18 protein-coding genes and 1 riboswitch are annotated in these 17,869 nt (G+C 58.3%); of the genes, 12 read left to right on the top strand and 6 right to left on the bottom strand.

Annotation, left to right across the window (positions count from 1 at the left end; genetic code table 11):
• Nucleotides 1-12: 12 nt before the first annotated feature.
• Nucleotides 13-411: an ArsR/SmtB family transcription factor gene (locus tag ACWFTY_RS02750; RefSeq protein WP_447525870.1), complete on the bottom strand. Its 399-nt coding sequence runs from the start codon at nt 409-411 to the stop codon at nt 13-15.
• Nucleotides 408-1,040: a peroxiredoxin gene (locus tag ACWFTY_RS02745; protein WP_447525869.1), complete on the bottom strand. Its 633-nt coding sequence runs from the start codon at nt 1,038-1,040 to the stop codon at nt 408-410. The genes ACWFTY_RS02750 and ACWFTY_RS02745 overlap by 4 nt, the downstream gene beginning before the upstream one ends.
• Nucleotides 1,041-1,140: 100 nt before the next feature.
• Between ACWFTY_RS02745 and ACWFTY_RS02740 the strand changes: the two genes are divergently transcribed.
• Genes ACWFTY_RS02740 through ACWFTY_RS02705 form a run of 8 tightly spaced genes read left to right on the top strand, consistent with a single transcriptional unit; the run spans nt 1,141 to nt 8,872 of the window.
• A complete protein-coding gene (locus tag ACWFTY_RS02740; RefSeq protein WP_447525868.1) occupies nt 1,141-2,058 on the top strand; it encodes an MBL fold metallo-hydrolase in 918 nt (305 codons plus the stop codon).
• Entirely contained in the window at nt 2,058-2,498 is a 441-nt protein-coding gene (locus ACWFTY_RS02735) for a YeeE/YedE family protein (protein ID WP_447525867.1), read from the top strand. Before ACWFTY_RS02740 ends, ACWFTY_RS02735 begins: the two co-directional genes overlap by 1 nt.
• The gene (locus tag ACWFTY_RS02730) at nt 2,495-2,902 is read left to right on the top strand and encodes a DUF6691 family protein (protein ID WP_335651446.1); all 408 of its coding nucleotides are present in this window, start codon (nt 2,495-2,497) and stop codon (nt 2,900-2,902) included. Before ACWFTY_RS02735 ends, ACWFTY_RS02730 begins: the two co-directional genes overlap by 4 nt.
• A 28-nt stretch (nt 2,903-2,930) precedes the next feature.
• Nucleotides 2,931-4,526 carry a TIGR01244 family sulfur transferase gene (locus ACWFTY_RS02725; RefSeq protein ID WP_447525866.1) on the top strand — a complete coding sequence of 532 codons (1,596 nt, stop codon included), beginning with the start codon at nt 2,931-2,933 and terminating at the stop codon, nt 4,524-4,526.
• An 8-nt stretch (nt 4,527-4,534) separates the two neighbouring features.
• Complete coding sequence (locus ACWFTY_RS02720) at nt 4,535-6,304, top strand: SulP family inorganic anion transporter (protein ID WP_447525865.1); 1,770 nt, start codon at nt 4,535-4,537, stop codon at nt 6,302-6,304.
• Complete coding sequence (locus ACWFTY_RS02715) at nt 6,301-7,722, top strand: cytochrome ubiquinol oxidase subunit I (protein ID WP_447525864.1); 1,422 nt, start codon at nt 6,301-6,303, stop codon at nt 7,720-7,722. The genes ACWFTY_RS02720 and ACWFTY_RS02715 overlap by 4 nt, the downstream gene beginning before the upstream one ends.
• Nucleotides 7,719-8,723 carry a cytochrome d ubiquinol oxidase subunit II gene (cydB, locus tag ACWFTY_RS02710; protein ID WP_447525863.1) on the top strand — a complete coding sequence of 335 codons (1,005 nt, stop codon included), beginning with the start codon at nt 7,719-7,721 and terminating at the stop codon, nt 8,721-8,723. Before ACWFTY_RS02715 ends, cydB begins: the two co-directional genes overlap by 4 nt.
• Nucleotides 8,723-8,872, top strand: a complete 150-nt coding sequence (locus ACWFTY_RS02705) for a DUF2474 domain-containing protein (protein ID WP_339821567.1) — start codon at nt 8,723-8,725, stop codon at nt 8,870-8,872. Before cydB ends, ACWFTY_RS02705 begins: the two co-directional genes overlap by 1 nt.
• Nucleotides 8,873-8,894: 22 nt before the next feature.
• On the opposite strand, the gene polA is transcribed toward ACWFTY_RS02705, so the two are convergent.
• Together polA and ACWFTY_RS02695 are read right to left on the bottom strand one after the other, a co-directional pair.
• On the bottom strand, nt 8,895-11,699 hold the full coding sequence (gene polA, locus ACWFTY_RS02700) for a DNA polymerase I (protein ID WP_447525862.1): 2,805 nt from the start codon (nt 11,697-11,699) through the stop codon (nt 8,895-8,897).
• Nucleotides 11,700-11,749: 50 nt separating this feature from the next.
• The gene (locus ACWFTY_RS02695; protein WP_447525861.1) at nt 11,750-12,598 is read right to left on the bottom strand and encodes a GGDEF domain-containing protein; all 849 of its coding nucleotides are present in this window, start codon (nt 12,596-12,598) and stop codon (nt 11,750-11,752) included.
• A 356-nt stretch (nt 12,599-12,954) separates the two neighbouring features.
• Between ACWFTY_RS02695 and ACWFTY_RS02690 the strand changes: the two genes are divergently transcribed.
• Entirely contained in the window at nt 12,955-13,371 is a 417-nt protein-coding gene (locus ACWFTY_RS02690; RefSeq protein WP_447525860.1) for an MAPEG family protein, read from the top strand.
• 36 nt (nt 13,372-13,407) lie between these two features.
• The gene (locus tag ACWFTY_RS02685) at nt 13,408-13,923 is read left to right on the top strand and encodes a DUF1993 family protein (protein WP_447525859.1); all 516 of its coding nucleotides are present in this window, start codon (nt 13,408-13,410) and stop codon (nt 13,921-13,923) included.
• A 7-nt stretch (nt 13,924-13,930) separates the two neighbouring features.
• Here ACWFTY_RS02685 and ACWFTY_RS02680 read toward each other — a convergent pair whose 3' ends face one another.
• On the bottom strand, nt 13,931-14,650 hold the full coding sequence (locus ACWFTY_RS02680) for an energy transducer TonB (RefSeq protein ID WP_447525858.1): 720 nt from the start codon (nt 14,648-14,650) through the stop codon (nt 13,931-13,933).
• 84 nt (nt 14,651-14,734) lie between these two features.
• Nucleotides 14,735-14,818: riboswitch (ZMP/ZTP riboswitch) on the top strand.
• Nucleotides 14,819-14,836: 18 nt separating this feature from the next.
• Here ACWFTY_RS02680 and ACWFTY_RS02675 point away from each other — a divergent pair.
• Both ACWFTY_RS02675 and ACWFTY_RS02670 read left to right on the top strand, forming a co-directional pair.
• Nucleotides 14,837-15,520 carry a DJ-1/PfpI family protein gene (locus tag ACWFTY_RS02675; RefSeq protein WP_447525857.1) on the top strand — a complete coding sequence of 228 codons (684 nt, stop codon included), beginning with the start codon at nt 14,837-14,839 and terminating at the stop codon, nt 15,518-15,520.
• Nucleotides 15,521-15,572: 52 nt separating this feature from the next.
• On the top strand, nt 15,573-16,787 hold the full coding sequence (locus tag ACWFTY_RS02670; RefSeq protein WP_447525856.1) for an MFS transporter: 1,215 nt from the start codon (nt 15,573-15,575) through the stop codon (nt 16,785-16,787).
• Here ACWFTY_RS02670 and ACWFTY_RS02665 read toward each other — a convergent pair.
• Complete coding sequence (locus tag ACWFTY_RS02665) at nt 16,784-17,788, bottom strand: NADP-dependent oxidoreductase (RefSeq protein ID WP_447525855.1); 1,005 nt, start codon at nt 17,786-17,788, stop codon at nt 16,784-16,786. The two genes, ACWFTY_RS02670 and ACWFTY_RS02665, sit on opposite strands and share 4 nt — an antisense overlap.
• Nucleotides 17,789-17,869 lie beyond the last annotated feature (81 nt).

Below are 17,869 nucleotides of genomic sequence, written 5' to 3'. Positions count from 1 at the left end.
AATTTCCCTATCCTATAATATTTTTGCGAAGCCGGCGGTTCCTGTTCCGGTCATCGGTTTTTTCGCTGGAGCAACCGTCTTTGTCGCAGCCTCCATGATCTGCTGCGGATCTGGTTCATCGGTCAACAAGGCCTCCATCGTTCTCACACAGAGGCGGGATGCGTCATCAGCAAGATCGTACCAGATCTGCTTTCCCTCACGGCGTGTTTTCACGACATCTGCTTGTCTAAGGGCTGCTAGTTGCTGGCTCAGCGCCGGCTGACCGATGCCTGTTGCGGTGTCGATGTCGCTGACGCTGCGTTCGCCACGCAACAGAAAAGACAGGATCATCAACCGCTGCGGCTGGGCGAATATTTTCAACTTCTCGGTCGCAGCATCGGCCTGGTCCCGACTTTCGAAAATTGCCGTCACGGGGCCTTCACCACATGGCAGAACCAGTCGTCCTCGCGGCTGATATCACTGTCCGACAGCGGCGGTATTGCGAGCACATCATCGCCAGGCTGCCAACCTTCCGGGATCAGCACATCCTGCTCGTCGGCGAGCTGCAGGGCTGCCAGCATACGGAGCATCTCGTCGACCGAGCGTCCGACATTGTGCGGATAGCATGTCGTCGCCCGGATGATGCCCTCCGGATCGATAAAATAGCTGGTGCGCATCGCCGCGGAGTCGGCGGCATTTTCGTCGATCATGCCAAAGGCGCGACCGACTGCCATGCTCGGGTCCTCGACAATCGGAAAAGGTATTTTGACGTCGAACTTTTCCTCGATGGCGCGGGCCCAGGCGAGATGGGCGTACAGGCTGTCCACAGACAGGCCCAGCAAAGCGCAGTCCATCGCCCCGAACTGGTCCTGATGGCGCGCCAGAGCGACAAATTCGGTTGTGCAAACCGGCGTGAAATCGGCTGGGTGGGAAAAGAAGATCAGCCAGCGGCCGCGATAATCAGACAGTTTTTTGACGCCATGGGTAGTACGCGCCTCAAAATCCGGCGCGACGTCACCGATACGCAATGAACCTGACTTTACCTGCAACGCGTCTGACATTAATCTTCACCTCTCCCGAGAATTGGCAGTGTTGGTATCTTGACGCAACACATATAATGTATTACATAGTTTATGTAAATATGAATTTGAGGAATTATCTATGACTGATTCGGCACTGATTCATGCAACGGAACAAATCTCCCGTGCGCAGCAGCATCTCCCCGTTATCAAGGCTTTTTTCGATCAGCCGACGTTCACGGTGACCTATGTCGTGCATGACAAGGAGACGAAATGCGCCGCCATCATCGACAGCGTCTTCGATTTCGACCCGGCTTCCGGCCGGACCTCCTTCGAGTCCGCCGACGAGGTGATTGCCTATGCCGAGGAACAGGGCCTGACGGTCCAGTGGCTGCTCGAAACCCATGCCCATGCCGACCATCTGTCGGCTGCGCCCTATCTGCAGAAAAAGCTCGGCGGCAAGATTGCCATTGGCGAACATATCGTGACGGTACAGGACGTATTCGGCAAATTGTTCAACGCCGGAACCGAATTCCAGCGGGACGGATCGGATTTTGACCGCCTGTTCGCTGATGGCGACACGTTCAAGATCGGCAATCTCGAAGTGACGGTGATGCACGTTCCCGGCCATACGCCGGCCGATATCGCCTATGTTGTCGGCGATGCGGTTTTTGTCGGCGATACGATGTTCATGCCAGATTACGGGACAGCCCGGGCCGACTTCCCTGGCGGTGACGCACGCCAGCTTTACCGGTCGATGCGGCGCCTGTTGTCGCTGCCCGACACCACCCGCCTGTTCATGTGCCATGACTATCTGCCGGAAGGCCGCGACGAATATGTGTGGGAAACCACCGTTGCGGAACAGCGGAAGAACAATATCCATGCCCATGACGGCATTACCGAGGACGAGTTTGTCAAAATGCGGACCGAACGCGACAAGACGCTGAATATGCCGCGGCTGATCCTGCCTTCTGTTCAGGTCAACATGCGGGCCGGTCATTTGCCGCCCGAGGAAGATAATGGAGTGCGCTACCTCAAAGTTCCGTTGAACGGCGTCTGATGCTCGCTGCATTTCCCCACGCCATGCCGCTGGAAGGCCTGATCGGCGGACTGATGATCGGTGTCGCCGCCGCAGTGATGCTGCTCGGCCTCGGGCGCATCGCCGGAGTCAGTGGACTGGCAGCGCGCGCCACCGGCATTGCCGATGGCGGTGCGCCGCGCGGCATAGCCATAGCCTTTGTTATTGGCTTGCCGCTGGGAGCCTTCATCATCTCCCAGATCACCGGCGGCATCGAAACCCGCTTCCCGTCCTCCATCATCCCTTTGATCATCGGCGGTTTGCTGGTTGGCTATGGCACACGCCTTGGCTCCGGCTGCACCAGCGGCCACGGCGTTTGCGGCATGTCGCGCCTGTCGCCGCGCTCGTTGATCGCCACGGCGATTTTCATGGCCAGCGGTTTCGTCACGGTCGCGCTAATGCGTGCGGGAGGTTTCCTGTGAGACAGATACTGGTCGCTCTTTTCGCCGGAGCGCTGTTTGGCGCCGGCCTCGCCTTCTCGGGCATGGCCGATCCGGCGCGGGTACAGGGCTTTCTCGATCTCTTCGGTCATTGGGATCCGACCCTCGCCTTTGTGATGGGCGGAGCGATGATTCCGATGGCTTTCGCTTGGATCATCCAGCGGCGGCTCGACAAGCCTTTTGCCGACGCCCATTTCTCGCTGCCCGGTACTACGCTGATCGATCGTAAACTGACAATCGGTGCGGTCCTTTTCGGTGCTGGCTGGGGCATTAGCGGCCTCTGCCCGGGGCCTGGACTAGCCGATCTGGCGATCAATCCCCTGCCCGCCCTGGCATTCGTCGGCGCATTGCTGGCGGGCATGATCGCGCACCGGGTGACAAGTTAAATAGAGACACGATAATGAAGGATGTCCAATGACGAGCAAGCCAGAAATCACGAAGTTGAACGACGCCGTTAGCGTATCGCCGCAGCTCGGGCTTGACGATGTCACGGCATTGGCGAAAGCCGGCTTCAAATCGATCATCTGCAACCGGCCCGACGACGAGGCAGGCGACCATCCTCGTTCTGCTGCAGTGGCAAAAGCAGCGGAAGAGTCCGGACTGAAGTTCGCATATGTCCCGGCGGTGTCTGGTGCGATCACCGATCAGGACGGCCAAAAAATGGCTGCAGCGCTGGCTGATCTTCCCGCTCCCGTCCTCGCCTATTGCCGGTCCGGGGCCCGTTCAACTAAACTGACGGAAATGGCTCAGGCAAAACCAGCGAAGACTCTATCAAAATCGAGCCGCTTCAATGTTGTCATCGTCGGCGGCGGCTCCGCCGGCATCGCGACCGCTGCCAGCATGTTGAAGCGCAACAAGAATATATCGCTCGCGATTATCGATCCGGCCGAGGACCATTATTACCAGCCGGGCTGGACAATGGTTGGCGGCGGTGCCTTTTCTCCCGAATTCACCCACCGCAAGGAAAAGGACCTGATCCCTGCCCGTGCGCAATGGATAAAATCCGCGGTCAGCTCTTTTGATCCCGGGAATAACTCCGTTGCCACAGCCGACGGACAGGAAATCGGTTATGACGTGCTTATCGTTTGCCCGGGTATCAAGCTCGACTGGGAAGCCATTGACGGCCTGCCCGAGACCCTGGGCAAAAATGGCGTCACGTCCAATTACCGCTTCGATCTCGCGCCATATACGTTCCACCTGGTCAAACATCTGACCAGCGGGACAGCCTTGTTCACCCAGCCGCCGATGCCGATAAAATGCGCCGGGGCACCGCAGAAAGCGATGTATCTGTCCTGCAGCAAGTGGGAAAAACAGGGCGTTCTGGGCAATATAGACGTGCAGTTTCACAATACCGGCGCAGTGCTATTCGGTATCAAGGAATATGTGCCCGCCCTGATGGAATATGTTGAGCGATATGACATCGATCTGAAGCTGGAATCCAAATTGGTCGCAGTCGACGGTCCGGCGCAGATTGCAACATTCGAACAGAAACATGGCGAAGAAACCAAAAGGGTCGAGGTAAAGTTCGACATGATCCACGTCGTTCCGCCGCAAGTCGCTCCCGATTTTGTCCGATCCAGCCCGCTGGCAGCCGAAAGCGGTTTCGTCGATGTCGATCCGGCCACCCTGCGGCACAGCAAATATGCCAATATATTCGCGCTCGGCGATGCCTGCAACGCCCCCAATGCCAAGACGATGGCGGCCGTTCGCAAACAGGCCCCGGTCGTTGCCGTCAATGCGCTCGCCGCCCTCGAGGGCAAGCCAGCGGTAGCCGATTATGACGGCTATGGCAGTTGCCCGCTGACCGTCGAACGCGGCAAGGTCGTGCTGGCTGAATTCGGCTATGGCGGCAAGTTGCTGCCGAGCTTTCCGAACTGGCTGATCGACGGCACACGGCCCTCGCGACTGTCCTGGCTGCTCAAGGATACGATCCTGCCGCCGGTCTACTGGTATGGCATGCTCAAAGGCCGTGAATGGATGGTCAAACCCCACCGCATCGGTGCGGAATAAGCAGAGCCGTGAAAATTTCCCGCTATTTGCCGATCCTCGATTGGGGCAGTCGCTATAACAGCACGACGCTGACCAATGATGGCGTCGCCGCGATCATTGTCACGATCATGTTGATCCCCCAGAGTCTGGCTTATGCCATGCTCGCCGGATTGCCGCCGGAGATCGGACTTTACGCCTCGATCCTGCCGCTGATTGCCTATGCGATATTCGGGACCAGCCGGACATTGGCGGTCGGACCGGTGGCCGTGGTATCATTGATGACCCTGACCGCCGCGAGCGCCATTGCCGCGCCCGGCAGTGCCGAATTTATCGCTGCTGCATTGGTCCTGGCCCTGCTCTCGGGCCTGTTCCTGCTGCTTCTTGGCATATTCAAACTCGGCTTTCTGGCCAATCTGCTCTCCCATCCCGTGGTATCGGGCTTCATCACCGCCAGCGGCATCATCATCGCGACCAGCCAGCTGAAGTCGATTTTCGGCATCAAGGCTAGCGGCGCCGCCATGCCCGAACTGGTTTCCAGCATCGCCGCGACGATCGGGACTACCAATATCCCGACGCTGATCATCGGCGTCTCCGCAACCGCTTTTCTCTTCTGGGTACGCAAGGGCCTTAAACCGCTATTGATGCGCCTTGGCCTTCCTGCACGTCCTGCCGAGCTGATCGCCAAGGCCGGACCGATTGCCGCCGTCGCCGTTTCGACAATCGTAACGATCCTGTTTGATCTGGAGGCCGAGGGGGTCAAAGTGGTCGGCGATATTCCGCAGAGCCTACCGCCCTTCTCCGTTCCGCTGATCGATCTGGAACTGTGGAAAACGCTAGCGATACCGGCGCTGCTGTTGAGCATCATCGGATTTGTTGAATCCGTCTCTGTCGGCCAGACATTGGCGGCCAAGCGCCGTCAACGGATTGATCCGGATCAGGAGCTGATCGGCCTTGGCGCGGCCAATATCTCGGCTGCCTTTTCGGGTGGCTATCCGGTCACCGGCGGCTTTGCGCGGTCGGTAGTGAATTTTGACGCTGGCGCAGAGACACCGGCTGCTGGCGCCTTTACCGCAGTCGGGATCGCGTTGGCGGCGCTCTTTCTGACGCCGCTGCTCGCATCACTTCCCATTGCTACTTTGGCCGCTACCATTATCGTTGCCGTGCTCAGCCTGGTTGATTTCAAAACCCCGCAAACCATCTGGCGCTATTCGAAAATGGACTTTGCCGCCATGGCAGCGACCATCGGCGTCACCTTGCTCGCAGGCGTCGAGCCGGGCGTGATCGCCGGTGTCGGCCTAAGCTTGGCGCTTTTCCTGTGGCGCAGTTCGCGTCCCCATGCCGCCATCGTCGGACGGGTTCCCGAGACCGAGCATTTCCGCAACGTCAACCGCCACAAGGTTTTTACCGACCCCCGGATTCTAACCATCCGCATTGATGAAAGCCTGACCTATCTCAACGCGCGCTGGCTCGAGGAATTCATTCTCGAACAGGTCGCCGAGCAGAAGAGCGTCCGTCACGTCATATTGATGTGCTCGGCGGTCAATGCGATCGATGCCTCGGCGCTGGAAAGCATCGAGGCGATCAACCACCGGCTCGAGGACAGCGACATTTCGCTCCATCTGTCCGAAGTCAAAGGTCCGGTGATGGACCGGTTGGAACAATCGCATTTTCTCGAACAACTTTCGGGCAATGTTTATCTTTCGCAAAATGAAGCTTATTCTGCACTAATTGCAATTGCGGACAGCGAAGACAAAGCCGACACTGATATTGATATTTGGAGCGCAAGAGGCCTGATATGATAGAAAATGATCTCGCAATTAATCTGGCCCGGGCGCAATTTGCGTTCACCATAAGCTTTCACTTTCTGTTCCCGGCCTTCACCATCGGTATCGCCAGCTTTCTCGCGGTTCTGGAAGGCCTGTGGCTGAAAACCGACAATGGCGTTTACGCCAATCTGTATCGCTACTGGCTCAAGATCTTCGCAGTCGTCTTTGCGATGGGCGTCGTTTCCGGCATCGTCATGTCTTATCAGTTCGGCACGAACTGGTCGGTATTCTCCGACAAGGCCGGCCCGATAATCGGGCCGCTCATGGCCTATGAAGTGCTGACCGCCTTTTTCCTCGAAGCCGGTTTCCTCGGCGTAATGCTGTTCGGCATCAACAAGGTCGGCCGCAAACTCCATTTTGTCGCGACACTGGCGGTGGCAGTCGGTACCTTCATCTCCGCTTTCTGGATCCTGTCGGTGAACAGCTGGATGCAGACGCCAGTCGGCTTTGCCATCAACGAAGTCGGGCAATATGTGCCCGCAGCCGGTTGGTGGGAGATCATCTGGAATCCCAGCTTTCCCTATCGCCTGATCCACACGGTGCTGGCGGCTTATCTGACCACGGCCTTTGCCGTCGGTGCCGTCGGGGCCTGGCATCTGCTCAAAGACAAGACCAACCCCGGCGCGCGCAAGATGTTCTCCATGGCAATGTGGATGGCGGCTCTGGTCGCGCCAACCCAGATATTCATGGGCGATCTGCACGGCCTCAATACGCTCGAGCATCAACCGGCAAAAATAATGGCGATGGAAGGTCATTATGAGAGTCACCCCGATGGCGCGCCGCTGATCCTGTTTGGCATTCCCAACAGCAAGGAAAAGCGAGTCGACTATGCCATTGAAATACCCAAGGCATCCTCGCTGATTCTCAAACATGATCTGAATGCGCCGATGGCCGGGCTTGATACGATCCCCGACAAGGACGAACCGCCGGTTGGCATCGTCTTCTGGTCGTTCCGGATCATGGTCGGGCTTGGCTTTGCGATGCTCGGCATCGGCCTGTGGAGCCTGCTCGCTCGGTCGCGCAAGAAACTCTATGAGTGGCCCTTGTTGCACCGCGCGGCTTTGGTGATGGGGCCTTCCGGCTTTATCGCCGTACTGGCCGGCTGGGTAACCACCGAGGTCGGACGCCAGCCATTCACCATCTACGGCTTGCTGCGCACCAGCGAGAGCGCAGCCCCATTGGATGCTCCAGCAGTTGCGGCGTCATTACTGGCATTTGTTGTTGTCTACTTCGTCGTTTTCGGTGCCGGCATTGTCTACCTGTTCAAGCTCGCCGCGAAACCGCCGGAAGCCCACGAACCAACGCCGGACGACGCTCCCATTCGTTCGGCCGGCATCACCCCTGCAGCGGCGGTGCTCGAAGGGGATCATGAAGAAGGAGCAGCGTCATGAACGGCATCGACCTAACCGTCATCTGGGCTGGCATTATCGCCTTTGCTGTGGTCGTCTATGTGATCATGGACGGTTTCGATCTCGGGATCGGGATCTTGTTCCCGAATTTCAAGGTCGGCACAGACCGCGATACGGCGATGAACAGCATCGCGCCGGTATGGGATGGCAATGAAACCTGGCTGGTGCTGGGTGGCGGAGGCCTATTGGCCGCCTTCCCCCTCGCCTATGCGATCATCCTGCCCGCGCTCTACGCGCCGCTGATCGCCATGTTGCTGGGACTGGTCTTGCGTGGCGTAGCCTTTGAATTCCGCTGGCGCGACCCTTCCCACCGCGCACGCTGGGATTTTGCCTTTACCGCCGGATCGGTCATCGCGACCTTTGCCCAAGGCATTACGCTGGGCGCATTGCTGCAGGGTATTACGGTCGAAGGCCGCGCTTATGCCGGCGGCTGGTGGGAATGGCTGACGCCATTCAGCCTACTTACCGGCTTTGCACTCTTGGCCGGCTATGCGCTGCTCGGCTGCTGCTGGCTGATCTGGAAAACCGAGGGTCCCTTGCAGCGCCAGTGCTACAGCTATGCTGGCCGTCTCGGGATCCTGCTGCTGATCGCGATTGCCGCTGTCAGCATCGTGACCCCGTTTCTCGAGGCTGATTATTATAGCCGCTGGCTCGCCTATCCCGGTGTCATTGCGACGGCCCAGATTCCGCTCGCGACACTCGTCATTTCGGTGCTGTTCTTCCGCAGCCTGTCGAAACGACAGGAAGCCGCACCCTTTTTCTATGCGCTCGGATTGTTCGGACTAAGTCTCGTCGGTCTTGCCGTCTCGATGTGGCCCGACGTCATCCCCGGCCGGATCACGATCTGGGAAGCCGCTGCACCTTATGAAAGCCAGATGTTCATGCTGGTCGGCGCGGGCATCATGGTGCCGGTCATCCTCGCTTATACCGCGTGGGCCTATTGGGTGTTCCGCGGCAAGGTCGGATCGGACGGATACCACTAATGGCTTTCGATCCACTTTCGTCCAACGGCAAAACCGCCGATGGCGCGCCACTGCCCAAACGCCTGCTCTGGATGCTGGCTTATTGGGCGATGGGCGTGGCGGTCGTCGGTACGGTCGGCTATTTCATCCGCTTCTGGATCAAGACCTGAAGCCGGACTGTTCGCTTTCCGCTTAGTGCGCCTCGTCCCAGCTCTTGCCCGTCCCGATATCCACATCCAGCGGCACGGATAATTTCACCGCGGGTTCGGCTGCACCGGACATGACCGAACGGATCACTTCGCTGGCGGCTTCCACATCACCCTCGGGCAATTCGAAGACCAGTTCATCATGCACCTGCATCAGCATCTGGACGTCACCCAGTCCCGCCTCGGCCAGCGCAGGAAGCATTCGCGCCATCGCGCGCTTGATGATGTCGGCGCTAGTGCCCTGGATCGGCGCGTTGATTGCGGCCCGTTCGCTGCCCTGCCGTTCGGCCTGATTGGGAGATTTTATCCGCTCGAACCACGTCTTGCGGCCAAATAAGGTCTCGGTATAGCCGGTTTCGCGAACCGATTGCAGCGTCTTTGAAATATATTGATTGATGCCCGGGAAGCGCTCGAAATAAGTGTCGATCATCGCCTGCGCTTCGTCCGGATCAACCTCGAGCCGCTTGGCCAGGCCCCAGCGGGAAATGCCATAAAGGATAGCGAAGTTGATTGTCTTGGCGCGGGCACGGGCGTCGCGGTCTTCCGCGCCGAACAGCTCCCGCGCGGTGCGGTTGTGAATATCCTCGCCGTTGGCAAAAGCGTCCTTCAACGTCTCGACATCGGCGATATGCGCCGCCAGCCGGAGTTCGATCTGGCTATAATCGGCAGCAAGAATGACATTGCCCGGCGCGGCAACAAAGGCCTGCCGGATCTGCCGCCCGATCTCGGTGCGGATCGGGATATTCTGCAGATTCGGTTCGGTCGACGACAGCCGTCCCGTCTGCGCGCCACTGAGGGAATAGGACGTATGCACACGCCCGGTCTTCTGATTGATCTGTTCCTGCAGAGCATCGGTATAGGTGGATTTCAGCTTCGCCAGCTGTCGCCAGTCGACAACCTTTTCCGCAATCGGCTCGCCATCGCCGGCCAGCCGCTCGAGCACGGTTACATCGGTCGAATATTGCCCCGATTTGCCCTTCTTGCCACCTTTCAAACCAAGCTTTCCGAATAATATTTCACCCAATTGCTTGGGGCTGCCAATGGAAAACGGTTCGCCAGCCAATTCATGGATTTGTGCTTCCAATTCTTCCATTTGCTCGGCGAATGTCTTCGACAGTCGAGCCAGTTCCTCGCGGTCCACCAATACGCCGGTGCCTTCCATTCCGGCAATTACCGGAACCAGCGGACGGTCAACCATCTGGTAGACGCGGGTCGCCCGTTCCGGGACCATCCGCAGGCGCAATATTTCCCACAGGCGCAGCGTGACATCGGCATCTTCCGCGCCATATTCGGTCGCCTTGTCGAGCGGCACTTCGGCAAAACCGATCGCCTTCTTGCCGGTGCCGGTGATCGATTTGAAGCTGATACATTCATGCCCGAGATGCAGCTTGCTGAGTTCGTCCATCCCGTGCCCGTGCAGACCGGCGTCGAGATTGAAGCTCATCACCAATGTGTCGTCAAACGGGGTGATCCGGATATCATGCTGCGCCAGCACGCCCATATCATATTTCAGATTCTGCCCGACCTTGAGCACCGCATCATCCTCGAGCAGCGGCTTCAGATTCGCCAGCGCTTCCTCCAGACCGATCTGTTCCGGCGTCTCGCCGAACATGTCGCCGCTGCCGTGGCCGAGCGGAATATAGCAGGCCTCGTTGGGACCGGTGGCGAGGCATACGCCAACAACGCGGGCGGTGACGCTTTCCAGACTGTCGGTCTCCAGATCGACCGCGCAGACGCCCTGTTCAGTCGCACGAGCAATCCACCTATCGAGCGCCGCAATTGTCTGCACGCATTCATATTTTGACCGGTCAATCGCCGGAGCATCGGGCATTTTCACAGCATTCGGGGCTGCGGCATCGTCCGCAACGTCGGGATTTTGCGGCTCGGCATGGCCGTCCCCGCCAAGCTTCTTGAGCAGGCTGTTGAACCCGTGACCCTCCAGAAACGCGCGGAGCGGCGCGTCGGGAATATCCTGGATCAGGAAGCTGTCGAGCGTGTCGGGCAGCGGGCAATCCTCCCGCAAAGTCACCAATATCCGCGACAGCCGCGCCTGTTCGGCAAATTCGATCAGATTGTCGCGCATCTTCGATTTTTTCATCTCCGGCGCCGCTGCAAGCACGCTTTCGATATCGCCATATTCGTTGATCAGCTTCGACGCGGTTTTCGGTCCGATGCCGGGAACACCCGGAATATTGTCCGAACTATCACCCATCAGCCCGAGCACATCACCCAGCTTTTCCGGCCCGACGCCGAATTTCTCTTCGACAGTCGCGCGGTTCATCCGCGCATTTTTCATCGTGTCGAGCATGTCGACCCGGCCTTCGTCATCGGGTTCGATCAACTGCATCAGATCCTTGTCGGACGACACGATCGTGACTTTCCAGCCTTCCGCCAGCGCCGCCTTGGTGTAGGAGGCGATCATGTCGTCGGCCTCGACATTTTCTTCCTCGATCAGCGGCAACGAGAAAGCGCGCGTGGCATCGCGGATCATCGGAAATTGCGGCCTCAGGTCCTCGGGTGCCTCTGGACGGTTGGCCTTATACTGGTCATAGAGATCATTGCGGAAACTGGTGCCCGCCTTGTCCAGCACCACCGCCATATGAGTCGGGCCATCGGCCTTGTTGAGTTCGTCGGCGAGTTTCCACAACATCGTCGTATAGCCATAGACCGCACCAACCGGTTCGCCGCGTATATTGGTCAGCGGCGGCAGGCGGTGATAGGCGCGAAAAATATAGGCCGAGCCGTCAACGAGATAGAGATGATTGGGTTTGCTGTCTGTAGGGTCCGTCATAGCCGCCAGCACTAGCAGCGCCCGCAGGCTTCGTCATTTCAAATTCTGCCTCAGCGGAAATTTGAATGGGCGACAAACGGTTTGAAATCCTGCACCCTGTCATGAACGGGACGCGGCTTGGCGCTCATGCCGGGCTCGAACAGGGCCACCTGGTTGCGCCCGCGCCGTTTGGCAGTGAACAAAGCGGTATCCGCATTGCCCATAAGGGTTGCACGATCCTGATGCGGGGCGATGTCAGTCACACCAATGCTGACAGTGATCACGTGGCGCATGTTGTGATGCGGTTCGAAAATAGTATTCTCGATCTCGTGCCGGATGATCTCGCCAATGATCTGGCCTTCCGGTGCGCTGGTGTCGGGCAGGAACATGCCGAATTCTTCTCCGCCGATGCGGCCGACCAGATCATTTTTGCGCAGGATTTTCCGGAAGACACCGCCCAGCAGGATCAGTGCCTTGTCGCCAATCGGATGCCCGAAGTTATCGTTGATCGTCTTGAAATGGTCGACGTCGATAATCATCAGCACATTGGCCTGGTCATCCACCCGCAATTCATCGAGCTGGCTGAAAAAACTGTCTCGGCTTAGCAGGCCGGTCATACCGTCGAAATTTGCCCGCTGTTCGAGCGCCTTGTTCGCCTGACGCAAATCGGTTTGGGTTTCCTTGAGCCGGTTGGTTAGACCAACAAGCTTGAACCGCTGTTTCGACATATGGAGGCCCAGCGGAATGGTAATCGCCCAGGGTATCAAAAACGACATGTTGATCGCAGCCCAGAACCGATCGTCCATGCCGAAGAAGAGTATATATATGGTTCCGGTAAACGTGACCGATAACAATGCCGCGATTGCCGAAATGACGGCGGTCTGTCGAACGGGCGACAAGCTGGACATTGTTGTGTTCATGAAAACGTCAAATAGCGGACATATATTGAACGGCTGTGCAGATGAATGGTTAACGCGCTGGTCGGAATTGGCAGGGATACTGTTCGGATCTGGGGCAGTTCCGGCCGGTGACCGGCGTGTGGCGCGACGTCAATCGGGCAGAATCGACTGCAACCTAGCACAGTTATCGCGCAGCACCATTTCTACAAAATCCATGAAGGCGCGGTCCTGCGCAAATTCTCATGGCCCAAATTTGCACCAAGGCTGTGCGATTGAGCGCTTTGACTTCCCGTTTTCAGTCGCAAGAAATCTTGCATTGGCTCGATATCTGCCGCACGCCCCCCAAAAGATAAAGAAACCGACCAGGAGGATGCCGAATGACCATACCGATTATCGCGGCCGTCGCAGGCGCCGTTCTCATCATCCTGCAGGCCATATTGATGATCCTTGTCGGCATGCACCGCATCCGCAACCGGATCAATCTGGGCACGGGAGACGATCCGGCGCTGGAGCGCAAGATCCGGCGGCACGGTAATCTGGCGGAGAATGCCGCGCTGTTTATCGTTGTGCTGGCGCTGGCGGAAATGACTGTAGTGCCGAACAAAGTCGTAGCGATTATCGCTATCATATTCATTATCGGTCGCATCTTGCACGCGATCGCCCTGTCGACGGTCGCCGGATCGCAGGGCGCCAAAACCGGCAAGATTTTCCAAGCCTTTCGCGCCATTGGCGCGTTTACAACATTTGGCAGCTTTATCGCGCTGGGCGGCTATCTGCTCGCCGGCATATTCTAGATATTCACCCGCAACCCGATTTCACAAGGAAACGATATGACCACTGCCCTCTCCCAGATAATCAAAGGCTCGACCGCTCAGGCATTTCGCGGCCTGACCACTGTTCTCGCCAAGGCCAAGGAAACAGCAGAAGCCGCTGGGACTGCCGAAGAAGCTTATCTTGGCGCGCGCCTGTTTCCCGATATGAGCGACCTGAAATGGCAGGTCCAGATGATCACCGAATTTGCCGTTCGCGGCGCGGCCCGTATGAGCGGCACAGCGCCCGATGATCTGCCCAATTTGCCGATGGAAGGCGATACATTTGATGCGCTGATCCAACGGATCGCCGAATGTGCGGAGAAGGTCGCCGCGGCCGATGACGCAACGATTGACGGCAATGCGGACATGAAAATCACCATGCCGGTCGGGCCGGAGCAGACGATGGAACTCGACGGACAGACCTATGTGCTCAGCTTCTTCCTGCCCAATCTCTATTTCCACGTCACTACCGCTTACAACCTGCTGCGCATGCAGGGCGTCGCGATCGGCAAACGCGAATATATGGGCATGTAAAACAGGGTCAGTTGGCCCGCTGCGGCCCGCGCCCGTCCTGCCACCATTCCTGCAGCCAGCCATAGGGGCGCGCCACCGCCCGGCCGCGCTTGTCGCGCCCCGGTTCGAAGCGGAAGCGTTGTTCGATCAGCTTGCAGGTGGTGGCATCGAGAGTTGGGTGACCACTGGACTGCCGGATCCGGCAATCGCTTGCCCGGCCATCAACGCCAACGGTGAAATGCGCCACGACATTGCCGCGATTACCGGATTGCCAGACCGATTGCGGTATATCCTTGCGGCTGATCGTCCCGGACAGATAGCGCGGCCCGGTGACAACGCCGCCACCGCCATAGCCGTCGCCCTGCCCGCCGCTGCCAAAGCCGGGTCCGGCTTGATCAGAGGCCCCGGCTTTGTTTTCATCTCCTGGCCCGGCAACCGGTGCCGCAATGACCGGCGATTCTATCTCGAGTTTGATCACCGGTTCCGGTGCCACGATCTGGGTCGGTGCAGCCCTCTGGTTTTCCGGCGAGGACGCCTCTTCCACGGCTTCAGCCGGTTTCTCGGCAGAGGCCGGTTCCGGTGGCAGCGGAGGGGTGACATTGATGACCTTGAACCCGGCTGTCACGGTCTTTGCAACTTCCATTCCCATACCGCTGACCAGCGCATAGCCGATTATGGCATGAATCGTGATCACGCCTGCCATTGATTTTGCGCGCTCCTGCCAGCCATCTTCCGTCAGATAATCCATCCATATTGTCTAGCATGGAAAGCATGAATATATTCTGGCCGGCGCCAGTTGCGGTTTGTTGCCGTGCGCATTTTCTGTTACATTACGCCTGTTCGTGACTGGCGAGATCAGGATGGCATACCATCGGGGAACGGACGGATTTTACAGCCGATCGCCTGGGCGCATCTCGAATTTTGGAGTAGCCCCATGACCGATAGCTCGAAACCCTTCCATATTGTCTTTCTGCTGTTTAACGGCATCACCCAGCTTGATTTTACCGGCCCGGCGCAAGTGCTTTGCCGCATTCCCGGTGCCGTGGTCCACACTGCGGCGAGAGATATCAAGCCGATACAGACGGATAGCGGCTTTGCCATTCTGCCCTCGACCAATTTTGCCGATTGCCCGCAAGCCGACCTGCTTTGCGTCCCCGGCGGGCTTGGCATCAGAGATGTGATTCAGGATGAAGCCACGCTGCAATTTCTGTGCGATCAGGCCGCCGGAGCGAAATATATAACCTCGGTGTGCACGGGTTCGCTTGCGCTTGGCGCGGCGGGTTTGCTGGAGGGCAAGCGCGCCACCAGCCATTGGGCCTATACCGGTTTGCTCGAAAAATTCGGCGCAAAGCATAAAAAAGCACGCGTGGTCAAAGACGGCAATGTCATCACGGCCGGCGGGGTCACCTCGGGCATCGACTTTGCTCTGACCGTGGTTGCGGAGATTGCCGGACAGTCGGTGGCCGAATCGATCCAGCTCAGTCTGGAATATGATCCGCACCCGCCCTTCAATAGCGGCCACCCCGACGTCGCCAGACCCGAAACGCTCACTCTGATGCGTGAGCGGGTTTATGACAAGCAGGCCTCGGATCTCGCAGATATTATTGATAGGCAATAGTTTGGGAATTTTGATTTCCGCTTTTGCGCTTATCGCGTAAGCGCACACGGAAATGAGCAGTCCAGACCCCATCGCAAGCGATGCGCCCAACCGCATCAGCGAACTCAAACTTTTCCTCTTCGCGCTGTCGGCGGCAGCAGTGGTGGCCAATGGCTATTATATCCACCCGCTGATCACGCCGGTTGCAGAAGAATTCGGGGTCAGCGGTGCGACCATCGGGTTGGCGCCGGCACTCAACCAGATAGCCTTGGCGCTGGGTATATTATTGCTGCTGCCGCTTGGTGACCGGATCAACAACCGCAAGCTCGTGACCATATTTGTCGCCGGACAATTTCTCGCCATGCTGGCGATGGCGCTGTCCGGAAGCTTCACAACATTTGTCGTCGCTTCTTCCTTGCTCGGCTTTGTCACCATAGCGCCCTATCTGCTGCCCGCTTATGTCACCCGACGTGTCGCGCCCGGACGGATCGGCCATGTTACCGGGATCATGACTGCGGGTGTGACACTGGGAATATTGGGCAGCCGGGTCGGCGGCGGCTTGCTCGGCCATTATTTCGGCTGGCGATCGGCCTATTGGGTCGGGGTGGCGAGCATGGCGTTGCTGGTGATCCTGTTGCCGTTGATCATGGAGCGCAGGCGGGATGAAAAACCCTCCGGTGTCGAGCCACCGCGCTACGGCGAATTGTTGCGCTCGCTTTGGCCGATCATGAAATCCCTGCCGGAGGTGCCGCTGGGCGGACTGATCCAGGCATTGTCGTTCGGACTTTTTCTGGCGCTTTGGCTGGCAATAGGCCTGCATTTGCCCCGCAACGGCTATGGCGTCGACACCGTTGGCTATCTGGCGATCATCGCCATAATCAATGTGCTCGGCTCACCCTTTGCCGGCCGCTTCGCGGACCGGATCGGAGCGGAACGTGCGCGCATCTATTTCTCTCTCGCGCAGCTGGTCGGTGTCTGCCTGCTGCCGTTTGCCGGCGATAATCTCTGGATTTTGGTGGTCGCGGTTATTTTCAACACCATTGGCGGCGCATCGGTCGATATTTGCAGCCGAACGATCCTGTTCAGCCGCGCGCCGGAAATCAGGACCCGGCTGATGACCATCTATATCGTGATCATGTTTATCGGCGGCGGCATATCGAGCTGGCTCGGCGCGGCTACTTATGAATATGGCGGGTGGTCGGGCATTTCGATCATGGCATTCTGCTACGCGCTGACCATCATGGGACTGTCGCTTTGGGGGCTGCGCTTCCGGCAGGCCAAAGACTAGATTTTCACCAGCACCTTGCCGATATTGCCGCCGCTGAACAGTTTGCCATAAGCGGTCAGGACATTCTCGATGCCGTCGGTGACATCGAATGGCGTATCGATCAGGCCTTGGTCAAGCCATTGCTTCAGCTCCACCGTCAGCCGTTCGCCCTGATCGGCAAAATCGGGCGAGAAAAAGCCTTCGATACGCAGCCGCTTCATCAATATCTGGTCGAAATGTTCCGGCCCGCGCCCGCGTCCGTCGCCCTCATATTGCGCAAGCAGACCGCAAAGCGCGATTCGGCCGTAGAGCGCCATATTGGGCAGGACGGCATCCAGTATCGGCCCACCGACATTATCGAAATAGGCGTTGATGCCGCCTTCGACCTTGGCCAACTCGGCGGCAATGTCGTCATTCTTGTAATCAATCGCCTTGGTGATGCCGAGCTCGTCTTCCAGCCAGCGGCATTTATCGGGTCCGCCCGCCAGACCATAGACATTCGCGCCCAGAATCTTCGCAACCTGGCAGGCCAGCACGCCGGTAGACCCGGCGGCGGCAGAAACCAGCACATTGTCACCGGCCTTCACACCCGCGGTTTCCTGTATGCCCCACAGCGCCGTCCAACCGTTGAAGCCGAGCACCCCGAAATGCTGTTTGATGTCGTCGATACTGTCATCGACCTTCACCAGCCCTGCCAGTTCCGGCTGCAACACGCTATATTCGGCCCATTGCCCGAAGCCGCGCACCAGATCGCCTTCGGCAAAGCCGTCATGGCGCGAGGCTGCAACATGGCCGAGCACCAGACCGACCATCTTCGTGCCCAGCTCGAGCGGCGGCTGATAGCTGTCCTCGCGCTCTGTCATCCACATCCGGGTACCGGCGTCCATCGACAGATAGGCCGCCCTGACCAGCACTTCGCCATCGGCAATTTCCGGCATGGATTCGCTTTCGAGCGAAAGCGAGCCCGACACATCCTGTGCTTCGGGGCGGCTGTTCAATTGCCAAAAACGGTTTGTGGTCATGGTCGTGCCCTCGCGAAGGCGGGGGCCCATCTCCCGCTTGTGCGTTTAGACGCAATTTCAGGAGATGGGCTCCCGCCTGCG

The sequence above is a fragment of the Parasphingorhabdus sp. NYA22 genome (genome assembly GCF_976973735.1).
Note: the sequence above shows the minus strand (reverse complement) of the source record. Positions and strands in the feature narration are given on the sequence as shown.

What these genes read in the sequence shown, in the direction of transcription:
- ACWFTY_RS02735 (WP_447525867.1), top strand. Translation starts at nt 2,058, where the DNA reads ATGCTCGCTGCATTTCCCCACGCCATGCCGCTGGAAGGCCTGATCGGC.
- ACWFTY_RS02705 (WP_339821567.1), top strand. Translation starts at nt 8,723, where the DNA reads ATGGCTTTCGATCCACTTTCGTCCAACGGCAAAACCGCCGATGGCGCG.
- ACWFTY_RS02740 (WP_447525868.1), top strand. Translation starts at nt 1,141, where the DNA reads ATGACTGATTCGGCACTGATTCATGCAACGGAACAAATCTCCCGTGCG.
- ACWFTY_RS02675 (WP_447525857.1), top strand. Translation starts at nt 14,837, where the DNA reads ATGACCGATAGCTCGAAACCCTTCCATATTGTCTTTCTGCTGTTTAAC.
- ACWFTY_RS02685 (WP_447525859.1), top strand. Translation starts at nt 13,408, where the DNA reads ATGACCACTGCCCTCTCCCAGATAATCAAAGGCTCGACCGCTCAGGCA.
- ACWFTY_RS02745 (WP_447525869.1), bottom strand. Translation starts at nt 1,040, where the DNA reads ATGTCAGACGCGTTGCAGGTAAAGTCAGGTTCATTGCGTATCGGTGAC.
- ACWFTY_RS02680 (WP_447525858.1), bottom strand. Translation starts at nt 14,650, where the DNA reads ATGGATTATCTGACGGAAGATGGCTGGCAGGAGCGCGCAAAATCAATG.
- ACWFTY_RS02670 (WP_447525856.1), top strand. Translation starts at nt 15,573, where the DNA reads ATGAGCAGTCCAGACCCCATCGCAAGCGATGCGCCCAACCGCATCAGC.
- ACWFTY_RS02665 (WP_447525855.1), bottom strand. Translation starts at nt 17,788, where the DNA reads ATGACCACAAACCGTTTTTGGCAATTGAACAGCCGCCCCGAAGCACAG.
- ACWFTY_RS02690 (WP_447525860.1), top strand. Translation starts at nt 12,955, where the DNA reads ATGACCATACCGATTATCGCGGCCGTCGCAGGCGCCGTTCTCATCATC.
- ACWFTY_RS02725 (WP_447525866.1), top strand. Translation starts at nt 2,931, where the DNA reads ATGACGAGCAAGCCAGAAATCACGAAGTTGAACGACGCCGTTAGCGTA.
- cydB (WP_447525863.1), top strand. Translation starts at nt 7,719, where the DNA reads ATGAACGGCATCGACCTAACCGTCATCTGGGCTGGCATTATCGCCTTT.
- polA (WP_447525862.1), bottom strand. Translation starts at nt 11,699, where the DNA reads ATGACGGACCCTACAGACAGCAAACCCAATCATCTCTATCTCGTTGAC.
- ACWFTY_RS02715 (WP_447525864.1), top strand. Translation starts at nt 6,301, where the DNA reads ATGATAGAAAATGATCTCGCAATTAATCTGGCCCGGGCGCAATTTGCG.
- ACWFTY_RS02695 (WP_447525861.1), bottom strand. Translation starts at nt 12,598, where the DNA reads ATGAACACAACAATGTCCAGCTTGTCGCCCGTTCGACAGACCGCCGTC.